General features: G+C 58.2%; 14 protein-coding genes. 3 read left to right on the forward strand and 11 right to left on the reverse strand.

Going from position 1 to position 15295, the window contains the following annotated elements; genetic code table 11:
* Positions 1-8 precede the first annotated feature (8 nt).
* The 3 genes from B9Z42_RS00480 (at position 9) to acs (ending at position 4339) form a co-directional block, all read left to right on the forward strand.
* Positions 9-758 carry an OmpA family protein gene (locus B9Z42_RS00480; protein WP_100131380.1) on the forward strand — a complete coding sequence of 250 codons (750 nt, stop codon included), beginning with the start codon at positions 9-11 and terminating at the stop codon, positions 756-758.
* 14 nt (positions 759-772) lie between these two features.
* Positions 773-2251, forward strand: a complete 1479-nt coding sequence (locus tag B9Z42_RS00485) for an EH signature domain-containing protein (protein WP_100131381.1) — start codon at positions 773-775, stop codon at positions 2249-2251.
* A gap of 123 nt (positions 2252-2374) precedes the next feature.
* Positions 2375-4339, forward strand: a complete 1965-nt coding sequence (gene acs, locus B9Z42_RS00490) for an acetate--CoA ligase (RefSeq protein WP_100131382.1) — start codon at positions 2375-2377, stop codon at positions 4337-4339.
* Positions 4340-4451: 112 nt separating this feature from the next.
* Here acs and B9Z42_RS00495 read toward each other — a convergent pair whose 3' ends face one another.
* The 11 genes from B9Z42_RS00495 to B9Z42_RS00545 form a co-directional block, all read right to left on the reverse strand.
* Positions 4452-5222 carry a class II aldolase/adducin family protein gene (locus B9Z42_RS00495; protein ID WP_100131383.1) on the reverse strand — a complete coding sequence of 257 codons (771 nt, stop codon included), beginning with the start codon at positions 5220-5222 and terminating at the stop codon, positions 4452-4454.
* A 12-nt stretch (positions 5223-5234) separates the two neighbouring features.
* Positions 5235-6158: a 2-hydroxy-3-oxopropionate reductase gene (locus B9Z42_RS00500; RefSeq protein ID WP_233203496.1), complete on the reverse strand. Its 924-nt coding sequence runs from the start codon at positions 6156-6158 to the stop codon at positions 5235-5237.
* The gene (locus B9Z42_RS00505) at positions 6155-7120 is read right to left on the reverse strand and encodes a tripartite tricarboxylate transporter substrate binding protein (protein ID WP_100131385.1); all 966 of its coding nucleotides are present in this window, start codon (positions 7118-7120) and stop codon (positions 6155-6157) included. The genes B9Z42_RS00500 and B9Z42_RS00505 overlap by 4 nt, the downstream gene beginning before the upstream one ends.
* An 18-nt stretch (positions 7121-7138) precedes the next feature.
* The gene (gene gudD, locus B9Z42_RS00510) at positions 7139-8482 is read right to left on the reverse strand and encodes a glucarate dehydratase (protein ID WP_100131386.1); all 1344 of its coding nucleotides are present in this window, start codon (positions 8480-8482) and stop codon (positions 7139-7141) included.
* Positions 8483-8489: 7 nt separating this feature from the next.
* Positions 8490-9452 carry a tripartite tricarboxylate transporter substrate binding protein gene (locus B9Z42_RS00515; RefSeq protein WP_100131387.1) on the reverse strand — a complete coding sequence of 321 codons (963 nt, stop codon included), beginning with the start codon at positions 9450-9452 and terminating at the stop codon, positions 8490-8492.
* A 25-nt stretch (positions 9453-9477) separates the two neighbouring features.
* Positions 9478-10461 (reverse strand): SMP-30/gluconolactonase/LRE family protein, encoded by a 984-nt coding sequence (locus B9Z42_RS00520; protein ID WP_100131388.1) that lies wholly within the window; start codon positions 10459-10461, stop codon positions 9478-9480.
* 38 nt (positions 10462-10499) lie between these two features.
* Entirely contained in the window at positions 10500-11783 is a 1284-nt protein-coding gene (locus tag B9Z42_RS00525; RefSeq protein ID WP_100131389.1) for a TRAP transporter large permease, read from the reverse strand.
* Complete coding sequence (locus tag B9Z42_RS00530) at positions 11774-12262, reverse strand: TRAP transporter small permease (RefSeq protein WP_100131390.1); 489 nt, start codon at positions 12260-12262, stop codon at positions 11774-11776. Before B9Z42_RS00530 ends, B9Z42_RS00525 begins: the two co-directional genes overlap by 10 nt.
* 11 nt (positions 12263-12273) lie before the next feature.
* Positions 12274-13200: a TRAP transporter substrate-binding protein gene (locus tag B9Z42_RS00535; RefSeq protein WP_369806824.1), complete on the reverse strand. Its 927-nt coding sequence runs from the start codon at positions 13198-13200 to the stop codon at positions 12274-12276.
* A gap of 84 nt (positions 13201-13284) precedes the next feature.
* A complete protein-coding gene (locus B9Z42_RS00540) occupies positions 13285-14094 on the reverse strand; it encodes an NAD(P)-dependent oxidoreductase (protein ID WP_100131392.1) in 810 nt (269 codons plus the stop codon).
* Positions 14095-14164: 70 nt separating this feature from the next.
* Positions 14165-15214, reverse strand: coding sequence for a LacI family DNA-binding transcriptional regulator (locus tag B9Z42_RS00545; RefSeq protein ID WP_100131789.1), 1050 nt, complete (start codon positions 15212-15214; stop codon positions 14165-14167).
* Positions 15215-15295 lie beyond the last annotated feature (81 nt).

Below are 15295 nucleotides of genomic sequence, written 5' to 3' on the forward strand. Positions count from 1 at the left end.
GTTCACCCATGTTGATCCAACGCCGCCGTCCCTCCGCCGTCAACGAGCAGGTCGAAGAGTCGGGCTACATGGCCTCGGCCAGTGACTTGATGATTGGCATCTTGTTCATTTTCATCGTCATGGTGATGGTGTTGCTGGCCCGCAAGCCTGAGATTCCAATTGACAACCCACCCGACCCACTGGCCGGCGTGGTGCAAGCCATCGGTAGCCGTTTGCAAAAAGCCGGTGTACCGGTGGCCATCGACCAAGCTTCGGGTGTCATCACCTTGCCCACCGACACTTTGTTTGCGCGCGGTCGCCCTGACTTAGAGGCCAACGGCGTGCGCGCCCTGCGCCAATCGGCCGAGCAGCTGCAACAGGTGCTGCCGTGCTACATCTATTCGCAGCGTCGCCAATTGCCGGCCAACTGTCCGCCTAACCCACAGCACGTTGAAATTGAAACCGTGCTGATCGAGGGTCACACCGACTCGGTACCCTTGCAACGTGGCGACTACAGCAACTGGCATTTGGGACTCGACCGAGCCCGCGCCGTCTACAAAGAGCTCAATGCAGGCCCGATGCAATACTTTCGCAACGAACGCGAGCAACCCGTGTTTGGCATCAGCTCCTACGCCGATGAACGCCCCAGCAACAAAAAAGACGCCGCACAAAACCGCCGTGTCGAACTGCGCTTTGTACTGGCCTTTCAAGCCGGTGACACCGCACCTGCCAAAGGCGCCAGCAGCACCTTGAAAAAGATGCAAGAAACCGTCCGCTGAAAGCCCAAGCCTGCATGACTGTGTTGTTTGCGCCCCTGCCCCTCGACTTTGACCAGCTGGCACTTGCAGCCCGCATCAAACGAGGAAATGGCATTGGCAACGACCCCGATTTAAGAACCGCGGGCGAACGGACCTACGCCGCCTTCGAAGCCGTGAACTTTGCACCTTTGCTGCCCCATGCAGCGCGGCAAGCGATGGCATCAGCCACGGAAGAAACCCTCACGCCACGTTTGCGTGACTGGCGACACATTCCCTACGCGCTGTGGCTCAGCGGCGGTCGTGGGCTGCACACGCAAACAGCCTTGGTCGACCGTTACTTGACCCAAACCCTGCACGAGACCGTGCGCAGCCGCCGACCCATGCGCTGGGGCCGCAGCATGCTGCACACCTATTGGCAGCACTTCGACCTTGACAATCCGGTGCTGCTCAAACTTGCCAAAGCCGCAGGGACCTTCTTCAAACAGCCCAGGGTGATTCAGTCTTTACAAGAGGGTCAGTCGGCGGGCTTGGTCCGTTTGGTCACCGAGCTCGACATGTTTGACCCCAAGCTCGGCCCAGCCAACATCGCCCAAGACATCTTGAGCTTGCCACCGGATGTCAGCTTGGTGCAGTGGCAAAGTCACCACAGCCTGAGCGAAGGCTTTTGGCTCAGCCCGTTTTGCCGCCAAGCGTTTGCGCTGGCCTTGAGAGCGCCCGAAGACGTGCGCAGCAGCTTGACCTTCGTGCGGCGCATTTGCGAATGGGCTGTGCATGCGCCCAACACCGACACACGCCGCTTTCGCTACCCGCTGTGCCGCGACGACTTTGCCTACAACTTGCTTTCGCCGTGGTTTGAACGCTCCCCGCCGCCCGAGTTGCAAAACGCGTTGCTGTCTGAACTGCTGCGCACCTTAGGCGATCCGCGTCACGACCACGCCGGATGGCTGGGCGTGCGCCGCGAAGCCATCGCCACCGCCAGCCGCTGGGCCACTGCACGCACGTTGGACGCGTTTTTTGACATTTTGAAACACACCCAAGACGACATCGGCCCCTACCGCCGCCAGTTTTGGCAAGCCTATTCGCAAGGGGGTCACATCAGCGAAGCCTGGGTGGCCTTGGGCTCCGATGCAGCCGCACAACTGGCACGCATCGACCCCGAGGGCGATTTGAGCTACGCCCAAATCTTAGGAAAAATCGCGCCCAACCAATGCGTGCTCATGCTGCGCATGGGCGATTTGTTGCTGTGCGACTGGAGCCACCAAGGCCGCCTGCGTGCCATCTCGGCCGCCAGCCGGCAAGCGCCAAAGCTTTACCTGCCACATTACGAACTGTTCGAGCTGCGCTTTGCCACCCCCTTGGACTTCAACCAAGGCCAAGACCAAGACCCTGGGTTGATGCACACCGGCTCCAAACAAGGCACTTGGCAAGACACAGCGCGGGCGTTCATCGCCCAGCATTTGAATATTCATCTCCCTCTGGCAGACCTGATGCCAAACGATCAGACCGCAGCCTGAACAAGGAGCACTCATAGGCGTCCGGCGATTGTCAGCCTCGACTCAGTCAGACCCTTGTAAGAGCTCAGCCCCACAGTTGTAGGGTTTTAAAGTTAGTTGACCCATCAAGAGGAGACCGTTTCCATGAGCGACATCACCATTCACCTGCCATCCGCAGAGTTCGTTAAACAGGCCAACGTGTCCGGCATGGCCGCCTACGACGCCTTGTGCCAAAAAGCGGAGACGGATTACGAAGGCTTCTGGGCCGAGCAAGCACGCGAGTTGCTGAGCTGGAAGACCCCCTTCACCAAAGTGCTTGACGAGAGCAACGCCCCTTTCTTCAAGTGGTTCGAAGACGGCACGTTGAACGCCTCTTACAACTGCCTAGACCGCAACATCGAAAAAGGCTTGGGCGACAAGACCGCCATCATTTTCGAAGCCGACGGCGGCGAAGTGACCAAAGCCACCTACAGCCAATTGCTGGCCAAAACTTGCCAATATGCCAACGCCCTGAAATCAGTCGGCGTGAAAAAAGGCGACCGCGTGATGATCTACATCTCGATGTCGATCGAAGGCGTGGCCGCCATGCAAGCGTGTGCCCGTATCGGCGCCACCCACTCGGTGGTGTTCGGCGGCTTTTCTGCCCAATCCTTGCGTGACCGCATTGAAGACACTGGCTCGGTGGCCGTCATCACCGCTGACCAACAAGTGCGCGGTGGCAAGCACCTGCCCCTCAAAGCCATCGTCGACGAAGCCATCTCGTTGGGCGGCTGCGATTCTGTGAAAAACGTGTTGGTGGTCAAACGCACCGGTGGCGATGTGGCCATGGTCGCAGGCCGTGACCAATGGTTGGGCGACTTGGCCGACAAGCAAGCCACCACTTGCGAACCAGAATGGGTGGGCGCTGAGCACCCCCTGTTCTTGCTCTACACATCGGGCTCGACAGGCAAGCCCAAAGGCGTGCAACACAGTACCGGCGGCTACTTGCTGCACGCCGCCTTGACCACCAAGTGGACGTTCGACTTGAAAGACAACGACGTGTTTTGGTGCACTGCCGACATCGGCTGGGTCACAGGCCACACTTACATCACCTACGGCCCCTTGGCTTTGGGCGGCACTGAAATCGTGTTCGAAGGCGTGCCTACTTACCCAGACGCTGGCCGATTCTGGAAAATGATTCAAGACCACAAAGTCTCGATTTTCTACACCGCACCCACCGCCATCCGTTCACTCATCAAAGCGGCCGAAGCCAACGATGCTGTACATCCCAAGAGCTACGACTTGTCGAGCCTGCGTTTGTTGGGGTCGGTGGGCGAGCCGATCAACCCAGCCGCTTGGGAGTGGTACTACAAGCATGTGGGCGGCAGCCGTTGCCCCGTGGTGGACACCTTCTGGCAAACCGAAACCGGCGGTCACATGATCACCCCACTGCCAGGCGTCACACCCATGGTGCCCGGCTCTTGCACCTTGCCCTTCCCCGGCATTCAAGCGGCCATCGTGGACGAAGCGGGCAACGACATGCCCAACGGTCAAGGCGGCATCTTGGTGGTCAAGCGCCCATGGCCGTCGATGATTCGCACCATTTGGGGTGACCCAGAGCGCTTCAAGAAAAGCTACTACCCCGACGAGTTCCAAGGCAAGTACTACTTGGCGGGCGACGGCGCGATTCGTGACGAAAAAACGGGTTACTTCACCATCACGGGCCGTATCGACGACGTGTTGAACGTGTCGGGCCACCGCATGGGCACGATGGAAATCGAATCAGCCTTGGTCAGTTGCACCGAGCTGGTGGCCGAAGCTGCGGTGGTCGGTCGTCCTGACGACACCACTGGCGAAGCCATCTGCGCGTTTGTGGTGTTGAAGCGTTCACGTCCAGAAGGTGACGAGGCCAAAGCGATTGCCAAAATCTTGCGTGACCACGTGGGCAAAGAAATTGGCCCCATCGCCAAGCCCAAAGACATCCGCTTTGGCGACAACTTGCCCAAGACCCGCTCGGGCAAGATCATGCGCCGCTTGTTGCGCAGCTTGGCCAAGAACGAGGCGATCACACAAGACACCTCGACGCTTGAAAACCCAGCGATTCTGGACCAGTTGACCGACAACCACTGATCGGTGAGTGTCTGACATCGGGCTCTGCCACAGAGCCCGATGGCCCACAAAAAAGCCCGCTGAAATTTTCAGCGGGCTTTTTGTTGGCCGGATGCAGGCGGCACATGAAGCGTTAAGCGTCGTACCCCGGATTGAGTCGATCCAGTCGTCGCAACAGGGCAGGCCAAGCCAACAGACCCGCAGAACCTTGTGCTTGCTGCAGGCGCATGGCGGTTTCCACACCGTCCAACACCTTTTGCGGCACCATGCTCAGCTCACCGCCCGCTTGGGCGCTGATTTGAATTTGGCAGGTGGACTCCAAGAAGTACATGGCCAAAAAGGCGTCAGCCACCGTCTTGCCCACCGTCAACAAACCATGGTTGCGCAGCACCATGTAGTTGCTGCTGCCCATGTCGGCCTTGAGGCGCGCCCGCTCATCGTCGTGCACCGCCAAGCCTTCGTAGTCGTGGTAGCCGAGCGAGCTCATCAACAGCGTGGCCTGCTGCGAAATAGGCAACACACCCGCCTTTTGCGCACTCACGGCCACACCCGCACGCGAGTGGGTGTGCAACACACACACGGCATCGTGACGGGCGTCGTGAATCGTGCTGTGAATCACAAACCCTGCACGGTTGACATGGAACTCAGACGGCGTGATTTGGTTGCCCGCCATGTCAATGCGAATCAACGACGAAGCGGTGATTTCGTCGAACATCAAACCATAGGGATTGATCAAGAACTGCGGTGAATCTCCTGACACGCTGTCAGGCAACTTGGCGCTGATGTGCGTGAAGATCAAATCGCTCATGCCGTACATCGCCACGAGGCGATAACACGCGGCGAGGTCCACACGCAGGGCCCATTCTTCGGGGCTGACTTGGTTTTTGAGTGAAGGTATGTGCATAAGAAAAGGATATCAGCCTTCGCTGACCTCGTGTGACGCCATGAGCTCTAGGGATTTCACCAATGCCGAGTGGTCCAGCTGGTCCCAGCCTTGGGCAGCACACACTTGCATGAGTTGCGCCGCTGAGGCGGTTTGCGGTAATGCCACGCCCATGGCCTTGGCACCGCTGAGGGCCAACCCCAAATCTTTTTGGTGCAGCGCAATGCGAAAACCCGGGTTAAACGTGCGCTTGATCATGCGCTCGCCGTGTACTTCCAAAATACGGCTTGATGCAAAACCACCCATCAAAGCAGCGCGCACTTTGGCGGGATCAGCACCCGCTTTGCTGGCGAACAGCAAAGCCTCACCCACCGCAGCGATGTTGAGTGCAACGATGATTTGGTTGGCCACCTTGGTGGTCTGACCATCGCCGTTGCCGCCCACATGGGTGATGTTTTTGCCCATCAACTCGAACAATGGTTTGACACGCGCAAACGTGTCATCTGTACCGCCCACCATGATGGTTAAGCTCGCAGCCTTGGCCCCCACTTCACCACCTGACACGGGGGCATCGAGGTACTCTGCACCCTTGGCGTTGACTTGTTGGGCGAAGGCCTTGGTGTCGATAGGCGAGATGGAGCTCATGTCCACCACCACTTTGCCAGCGCTTAAGCCCTCGGCCACGCCGTCTTTGCTAAACAACACGGTCTGCACATCGGGCGTGTCGGGCAACATCAAAAAGATGATGTCGGCCGCACGCGCCACATCGGCGTTGGTGGCGCACACGGTGGCGCCCTGCAAGCCTTCGGGCACTTTGCTGCGGGTGCGTACAAACATCTCGTGGCCAGCGGCCAACAGGTGTTGCGCCATGGGGGCGCCCATGATGCCTAAGCCAATAAATCCTAATTTCATAGATGACCTTTCAGTGAATGGTTGGAATCCGCAGAGCTCATTCAGTCTGCGGTGATGCCGCGCGTTTTGATGACGGCGGTGTAACGCTTGCGATCGTTGTCGATGAATTTGCTGAATTCAGCTGGCGATGAGGTTTTAGGAATGCCGCCTAAATCGATCAAGCGGTTTTTCACATCCGGCATCTCAACAACCTCGCGGATGTCTGCAGACATTTTTTCAACCAGGCTTGTTGGCGTTCCCGCGGGTGCCAATAGACCAATCCAACTGATCGAATTAAACCCAGGAATACTGCCCTCGGCCAAGGTGGGCACATCCGGCAAAGCGCTCACACGCTGTTCACTGGTCACGGCCAAAGCCCGCAGTCTGCCGGCCTTGACGTGACCGCTGGCCTCCAACACCGTCATGAACGACAGCTGCACATTGCCTGCCAACAAGTCCGTGATAGCAGGGCCGCCGCCTCTGTACGGGACGTGCACGATGAAGGTGCCGGTGGCATCTTTGAACATTTCGGCGGCCAAATGTGGACCGCCACCCGCGCCCGAACTGCTGTAGTTCAGTTTGCCGGGTTGGCTTTTGGCAAGCGTGATGAATTCTTTGTCAGACTTCGCTGGGACCGATGGGTTGATCATCATCGCCAGGGGTAATTCGGCCACCAACGAAATGGGGACAAACGCTTTGTCAGGGTCGTAGGGAAGTTTTTTGTACAGCGCTGGATTAATGGACTGGGTGCCCACGTTACCCATCAAAAGCGTGTAACCGTCGGGTTTGGCTTTCGCCACAAAGTCGGCCCCCACTTGCCCCGCTGCGCCCCCTTTGTTGTCAATGGTGACGGGCTGGCCCCACTTGACGCTGAGCTTTTGAGCCACGATACGGGCCCCTGTGTCGGTGCCGCCACCTGGCGGAAACGGAACGACGATGGTCACAGCTTTGTCTGGCCAAGCCCAAGCGGACGTGATGGACAACACACACCAGGCGACAGCCATCAAGGAACGTGAAGTCTTGGTCATGAGGTGATCTGTGTCCTGTTAACGCACCATGCAAGGGCGCTTGTGGTCAAACTTCCAACCTGGAATCAAGTACTGCATGGCCGTCGCATCGTCGCGCGAGCCCAAGCCGTGTTGCAAGTACAGCTGATGCGCGGCTTCGACTTTGGCCATGTCCAGTGCAATGCCCAAGCCCGGTTTTTTAGGCACCTGCACATGACCATCCACAATTTGCAGCGGCTCTTGGGTCAGTCCCTGGCCGTCTTGCCAAATCCAATGGGTGTCAATGGCCGTGACTTTGCCGGGTGCAGCCGCCGCCACGTGGGTGAACATGGCCAGCGACACGTCGAAATGGTTGTTGGAATGCGAGCCCCAAGTCAGCCCCCAATCGCGGCAGGTTTGCGCCACACGCACCGAACCCGCCATGGTCCAAAAATGCGGATCGGCCAAGGGAATGTCCACACTTTGCAGCGACAGGGAATGCACCATTTGTCGCCAATCGGTGGCCACCATATTGGTCGCAGTGGGCAAACCGGTTTCGCGTCGGAACTCAGCCATGACTTCGCGACCGCTGAAGCCTTCTTCGGCACCACAAGGGTCTTCGGCGTAGGCCACCACGCCCCGCATGTCGCGCATTAGGCGAATGGCTTCTTTGAGCGACCAGCCGCCGTTGGGGTCTAAGGTGACACGGGCTTGTGGGAAGCGTGCGTGCAAGGCGCTGACGGCTTCAATTTCAGCCTCGCCCGCCAACACGCCACCTTTGAGTTTGAAATCATTAAAGCCATATTTCTCACGCGCGGCTTCGGCCAAACGCACCACCGACTCAGGCGTCATGGCTTTTTCGTTGCGCAAGCGAAACCACGCATTGTCGGCATCGGCCTCTTGGCGATACGGCAAATCGGTTTGGGTGCGGTCACCAACAAAGAACAGGTAACCCAGCATCTCCACCGCGCTGCGTTGCTGGCCTTCGCCCAACAGCGCGGCCACAGGCACGTTCAGGTGTTGGCCCAGCAAGTCAAGCAAGGCCGACTCCACCGCCGTGATGGCGTGGATGGTGGTACGCAAATCGAAGGTTTGCAAGCCACGCCCGCCCACATCGCGGTCGGCAAAGCGGGTGCGCATGGTGTTGAGCACGGCTTGCACATTGCCAATGCTTTGGCCCACCACCAGCTCGGTGGCGTCTTCCAACGTGGCGCGAATCTTTTCGCCGCCAGGCACTTCCCCAATGCCGGTGCGACCCGCGTTGTCGGTAAGGATGAGGATGTTGCGGGTGAAAAATGCGCCGTGTGCGCCCGAAAGATTGAGCAACATGCTGTCATGCCCCGCGACGGGGATGACACGCAGTTGGGTGATGACAGGGGCTTGCGTCACAGGGGTATGGGTCATAAATCGTTCAGTCTGCTTTGATGTTGCGGGTTTCAATCAGCTTCTTCCAACGCGCAAACTCTGCCGCTTGAAATGCCGTGAATTGCTCGGGCGTGTTGGCCACGATTTCAAACCCCAACTCCAACAGTTTGGGTTTGACTTGCGGGTCGTTCAAGGCCGAGACGATGGCGGCATGCAACTTGGCTTTGATGTCAGCCGGCAAGCCTTTAGGCGCTGCCACCGCTTGCCAAGAGTTGACGTTGGCTTCTTTGATGCCCAACTCTTCCAACGACGGCACATTGGGCAACAAGGGCGAGCGCTTGGCACTGGTGATTGAGAGCGCACGCAACTTGCCCGCCACGATTTGCGGCATGGCCGTGTTGATGTTCATGAACGATGAATCCACTTGCGCACCCAGCAAATCAGTCATCACGGGGCCACCGCCTTTGTAGGGCACGTGAATGCCCGTGGTACCGGTTTGCAGCCAGAACAACTCGGCCGTCAGGTGGTCGCTGCTGCCGTTGCCGGAAGAGGCAAAGGTCATTTTGTTGGGATTGGCCTTTTGGAAAGCGATCACATCGGCCATGGATTTGTGGGGCGAGTTCACGGGCACCACCAACACGTTGGGCGCTTGCACGGCGACGGTGATGTAGTCAAAGTCCTTCAAGGCGTCGTAAGGCACTTTGGTCAACAAATGCGGGGCGATCACGAACGGGCCCAAAGACGACACAAACAAGGTGTGGCCGTCGGGCGCAGCACGCGTCACAAAACCCGCGCCAATCGTGCCCGTGGCACCGGCTTTGTTGTCGGTGATGAAGGTGCCGCCCAGCTTCTCTTGCAACTTAGGTGCGAGGGTGCGAGCGATCAAATCGGTGGAACCACCGGGTGGGAAAGGAACCACCAAGGTCACGTTTTTATCGGGCCAAGCGTAGGCCGCTGAAACAGCCAAAAGACCTGCCACACAGGACATTAAGAAATTGCGTTTTTTCATAGAAAAGTCTCTTCTTAAGTTGATATCAACCGAGCGCGTTCGCGCCGCGGGTGTTGGTGTAAATGGCATACAGCGAGTGGCTGCTGGCCATGAAAAGTCGGTTGTTTTTAGCGCCCCCAAAACAGACATTGGCACAACGCTCGGGCAAGTGAATGTGGCCAATCGCCGTGCCATCTGGGGCAAACACACGCACGCCGTCGAGTTGCTCAGGGTTGCCGTGCGCCGAGCCATCGCTGCCCCAGCCGCACCAGAGGTTGCCATCTACATCGATGGCGATGCCGTCCAAAGCGCCAGGGCCTTGGGCATCAATCACCACGCGCCGGTTTGACAACGCACCTTGCGCATCGACGTCGTACGCCCACACTTGACGGTGTGGCTTGGCACGGCTCGCCACCACGTAGAGCACCGATTCATCGGGTGAAAAGGCCAAGCCATTGGGGCCCGGTACATCAGGCAACACCTGTTGCAATTCGCCCGTCTTTGGATCAATGCGGTACACCGCTTGGGGCAACTCGGCCGGCGCAGGGTCGCCCTCCCAATCGCCCGCAATGCCAAAGGGCGGGTCAGTGAACCAGATCGCACCATTGCTTTGGCAGATGATGTCGTTGGGTGAATTGAGGCGCTTGCCGTCAAAGCGATCGGCCAGTACCGTGATGCGCCCATCGTATTCGGTGCGCGTGATGCGGCGGGACAGATGCTCGCAACTCAACAAGCGCCCTTGTGTGTCGCGCGTATGGCCGTTCGCGTTGTTCGAGGGCGTGCGAAATTCACTGACCTGACCGGAGGTCTCATCCCAACGCAAGATGCGGTTGGAAGGAATGTCAGACACCAGCAGGTAGCGGCCATCGCCAAACCAAACAGGGCCTTCGGCCCAACGCATGCCGCTGAAAAGTTGCTCCACGCTGCTGCTGAACACGCGCAATTTGAGGAACCGCTCGTCCAACACCTCAATGCGAGGATCAGGGTAGCGAGAGCTGGTAGCAAATGGGATGGCGGGACCTGGGTTCATAAGGATGTGTCAGTTCAGGTGAATGTGCCGCTTGGGGCTTATTTCAAAATCAAATTGGGCAGCCACATCGAGAACGAGGGCACGTAAGTCACCAACATCAAGGCGACGATCAAACCGCCATAGAACGGCCAAATGGTTTTCATCACCGTGCCTACCGACACACCGCCGATGGTGCAGCCCACAAACTGGGTGGTGCCCACAGGTGGGGTGTTCAGGCCCAGTGCACAGTTGATGAGCATGACGATGCCGAACTGCTCAGTGCTCATGCCCATTTGTTGGCAGATGGGCAAGAAGATAGGCGTGCAAATCAAAATCGTGGCGGCCATGTCGAGGAAGGTGCCCAACACAAACAAGATGATGTTGACGCACAAGAAGATGACCCAAGGCGTGGTGCTGAAACCCGTCAACGCATTGCCGGTCAACTCAGCCACACCATACAAACCAATCAAGTAACCAAACATGGAGCTGATGCCGATCAGCAACAGCACCGCACCGGTGCTCTTCACCGCTTTGGCTGCCGCCTTCAACAGCTGTTCGCGCGTGAGCTTTTTGTAGACCACCGCGGCCAAGAACAACGCCCACAACACCGCCACCGAGGCCGACTCGGTCGCAGTGAACGCGCCCGACAAAATGCCCGCGATGATGATGACCACCACAAACAATCCAGGCAGTGACTGCAAAAATGAATACCACACCACGGACCAGCCGGGGAAGGTGCCTGCGGGGTAACCGCGCTTCACCGCCACCGCATACGCCGCCACCAAGTTGCAAATGGTCAGCAAAATGGCGGGCACGATGCCCGCCAAGATCAAGGCCGCAATGCTCACTTTGCCGCTGGCGGCCAAGGTGAAGATGATGAGGTTGTGACTGGTGGGCATCAAGGCGCCCACCAAGGACGCATGGGTGGTGACGTTGACCGCGTAGTCAGCGTCGTAGCCCTCTTTTTTCATTTGCGGAATCAGCACCGCCCCCATCGCCGACACGTCGGCCACGGGTGAACCTGACACACCGCCAAACAACGTGCAAGCCAGCACATTGCTCATGCCCAAGCCACCGCGCACATGGCCGGCAAGCGACTTGGCGAAATCGACGATCTTGTCGGCAATGCCGCCGTACATCATGATCTCGCCGGCAAAAATGAAGAACGGAATCGCGAGGAACGAAAACGGGTTCATGCCCGAAATCATTTGCTGAAAGCCCACCGCGAGCGGCAAGCCTTCGTAAAACAGCGTCGCCAACGACGACAAGCCAATCGAGAACGCCACAGGCACGCCCAACAGCAGCAACAGCGTGAAGCTCACGCACAAAATCGTCAGTGCCATGCGGGTTCTACCTCTTCACCCTGCAACAAGGCGAGGATGTGTTCCAAAGAAAACAAAGCAATCAAGACGCCTGCAATAGCAGGGGGTGCGTACTTGAAGGCCTCTGACAATCCCAAAGTCGGGATCTTGTAACTCCACACGCTTTGCGCCAACACCGCACAGTTGTAGGCCATGACCAGGCCAAACACCAGCACGAGGGCGTGAATCAGCAGCTCCATCTTCAAGCGCACGCCCTCATGCACGAGCACCAACAAAGACTCCAAGCCAATGTGGCCGGCATCGCGTACGCCCACGGCCATGCCCAGCATGGTCACGTAGAGCACCAACAACACGGCACCACTCTCGGCCCAAGTGGGCGTGTCGTTGAACACGTACCGACCGACGACTTGGTAGAGCACGGCGGCAATCAGCAGTCCCATGCCGCCAACGCCCACCTTCAAACAAAGCCGCGCTAAGGCGGCGCAAAAGCGTGTGTACATGAACGACTCGGTTACCGGACAGCGTTGATGCGCTTGACCATGTCTTGGAGTTTGGGGTCCTTCAAGAACTTGTCATACACGGGCTTCATGGCGTTTTGGAAACTGGCTTTGTCAACGTCCACAATTTCAGCGCCGCCGGCTTTGACGATGGCCAAGGATTTGACTTCACGGTCGTCCCACAACTTGCGCATGTAAGTCACCGACTCTTTGGCCGCGGCACGAATTTGCTTTTGTTCCTCAGCAGGCAGGGTGTCCCACACTTTTTTGGAGAACAACAAAATTTCAGGCGCCATGGAGTGCTCGGTCTTGTTGTAGTACTTGGCGACCTCGAAGTGACGCGAGCTCTCATACGAGGGGTAGTTGTTTTCAGCCGCATCGACCAAGCCCGTTTTCAGCGCGGTGTAAACCTCGCCATACGGCATCGGTGTGGCGTTGGCACCCATGGCTTCGAGCAAAGACACCCACAAATCGCTTTGCTGCACACGCACTTTCAAGCCTTTGGCGTCGGCCAAAGTTTTGATGGGCTTTTTGACGGTGTAGATCGAACGTGCACCCGAGTCGTAAAACGCCAAACCCACAAAACCTTGTGCTTCGCAGTCTTTCAAGATTTCTTCACCAATGGCACCGTCCAACACCTTGCGCATGTGCTCGGTCGAGCGGAACAAAAACGGCATGGTGGGCACCATGGTGGCGGGGCAAATGTTGTTCATGGGGGCCACGTTCACGCGGGTCATGGCGATCGCGCCCAACTTGGTTTGTTCAATCGTGTCCTTCTCGTTGCCCAACGCTGACTTAGAGAACACCTTGATGCTGTGCTTGCCGCCCGTGGCCTTGCTCAACTCTTCGCCCATGTGGCGGACGGCTTGCACCGTGGGGTAGTCATCAGGGTGAATATCCGACGAACGGAACTCGGTGGCGTTGGCCGCCATGGCGAACATCGATGCGGCGGCCGTGGCCACCAAAGTTTGAATCAAGCTGAAGCGTTGGGTCATGGTGTTGTCTCCTGTTGTGTTGTCTAAAAATCAAAAAGGACCTGTTTTGACAAACCCGCCGCCTTGGTAAATCACGGCAGGATCGTTCAAATCGAGAATGGGCTGACGCGCTTCAGCGCCAGCACGGAAGGGCTCAGAGCTGTCTTGCGGGCGGTAGCCAATGTGTTTGCCCGGTGTGTTGTCCCACCACACATGGTGGTTGTCGGACATGCCGTAAATCACGCTGTAGCCCACCACGGGTGAGCTGAGGCTGGCGACCACCAAACGCTCTAAGTCGTCGTAGCTCATCCACGTGGCGAGCATGCGGCGGTCTTTGGGCTCGGGGAATGAAGAACCAATGCGCAGTGCCACGGTCTCGATGCCATAGCGGTCAAAGTAAAAGCGCGCCAAGTTTTCGCCGAAGGCTTTGCTCAAGCCGTAGTAACCGTCGGGACGCACGGGCATGGTGGCGTCCACCACCTCGTCTTGTCGGTAAAAGCCGGTGACGTGGTTGGAACTGGCAAACACAATGCGGCGCGTGCCGTGAATGCGCGCTGCTTCATACAAGTTGTAAGCCCCGATGATGTTGGCTTGCACGATGTCGTCGAACGGCTGCTCCGTCGAAATACCGCCCAAGTGCACCACCGCATCCACGCCTTGCAACAGTTGCATCACGGCGGGGCGATCTTGCAAGGCGGCGGGCATGAGCTCTTCGCCTGCGGCGGCTTCGCCCAGATTCGACAAATCGCTGACGCGCAACACGTCGCAACGGTTTTTCAGACGCGGACGCAGCACTTGACCCAGCCCGCCCGCAGCGCCCGTCAAAAGCAAACGTGCGTACATGTGTGAGGAGGTAGACATATGGATTTGGTAGCGCTACCAAGTTAAGTTAAAGGGATGGTAACGGCGCAAAAACACAGCGTCAATGCTTTTAGCCTAGGGTTTTCGCTAGGGCTGTGCTCTCGCGCTCAATGATCGAAAAGCCCACATCGACGATGCGTGGTTCCACCGGCCGATCCTCGGCGCGGTCGATCAAAAAACGCGCCGCCAGCTCGCCGATTTGCCCACCGTTGATGCGCACGGTGGTGAGCGCGGGCACCATGTCGGCCACAAAAGGGACGTCACCAAAGCCCATCACGGCCACATCGTCGGGCACCGTCAGACCGCGTGCGCGCGCCTCGGTCATCACGCCCAAAGCCAGCAAGTCGGAGCTGCAAAACACGGCCTGCACGCCTGGCGCTTCGGCCAAGATGCGGGTCATTGCTTCGCGGCCACTTTTGAGCGAACGTGAGGCACCCACGTTGGCCACAAAAACAGGCGGCAAGCCTGCTTGCGCCACCGCCTCTTGAAAGGCCACCGTGCGGCGATCCGCGCGTTCGTCTTCCGCACGCACAATGGCGAATTTTTGGTAGCCCTTATCCATCAAGAAACGGCCTACTTCACGGCCAATGTCCGAATGGGAGAAGCCGATCAACATGTCGATAGGCGTGCGCGTCAAATCCCAGGTTTCAACCACCGGAATGCCCGACGCCAACAGGCGCGTACGTGCCCTGCCCGGCGGCAAAATGCCCGTCAAAAAGATGCCATCCGGACGACGCCCAATGATGGCCTCAAGCAGCAGCTCTTCGCGCTCGGCGGAGTAGCCAGATTGGCCCAGCATGAGTTGGTAACCCGCGTCAAACAACGTGCCGTTCAACGACTCAATGGTTTCCATGAACACCGACACCACCGTGCTCGGCACCACCGCGGCAATCAAGCGGCTGCGGGACGAGGCCAAACCACCCGCCATGCGGTTGGGCACATAGCCCGTGCGCTGCACCGCCTCTTGCACTTTTCGTAGTACATCGGGCGACACCTGCCCTGGCGTGTTGATGGCACGCGAGGCGGTGATGGGCGCCACGCCCGCCAGCATGGCCACATCACGCAAGGTGATGGCACCGCTGCTGCGGCGTGATCGTTTGGGGTTGTCTTTGTCAGTCATGGCGCTCACTTGCACGTCGGTCTTCAACGGGTTCTTGACCAGATCAATGGTACCGCTATCATTATCCACAAACAGGAGAGT

Origin of the sequence: Limnohabitans sp. B9-3 (genome assembly GCF_002778325.1) — a bacterium.
GTDB lineage: Bacteria > Pseudomonadota > Gammaproteobacteria > Burkholderiales > Burkholderiaceae_C > Limnohabitans > Limnohabitans kasalickyi.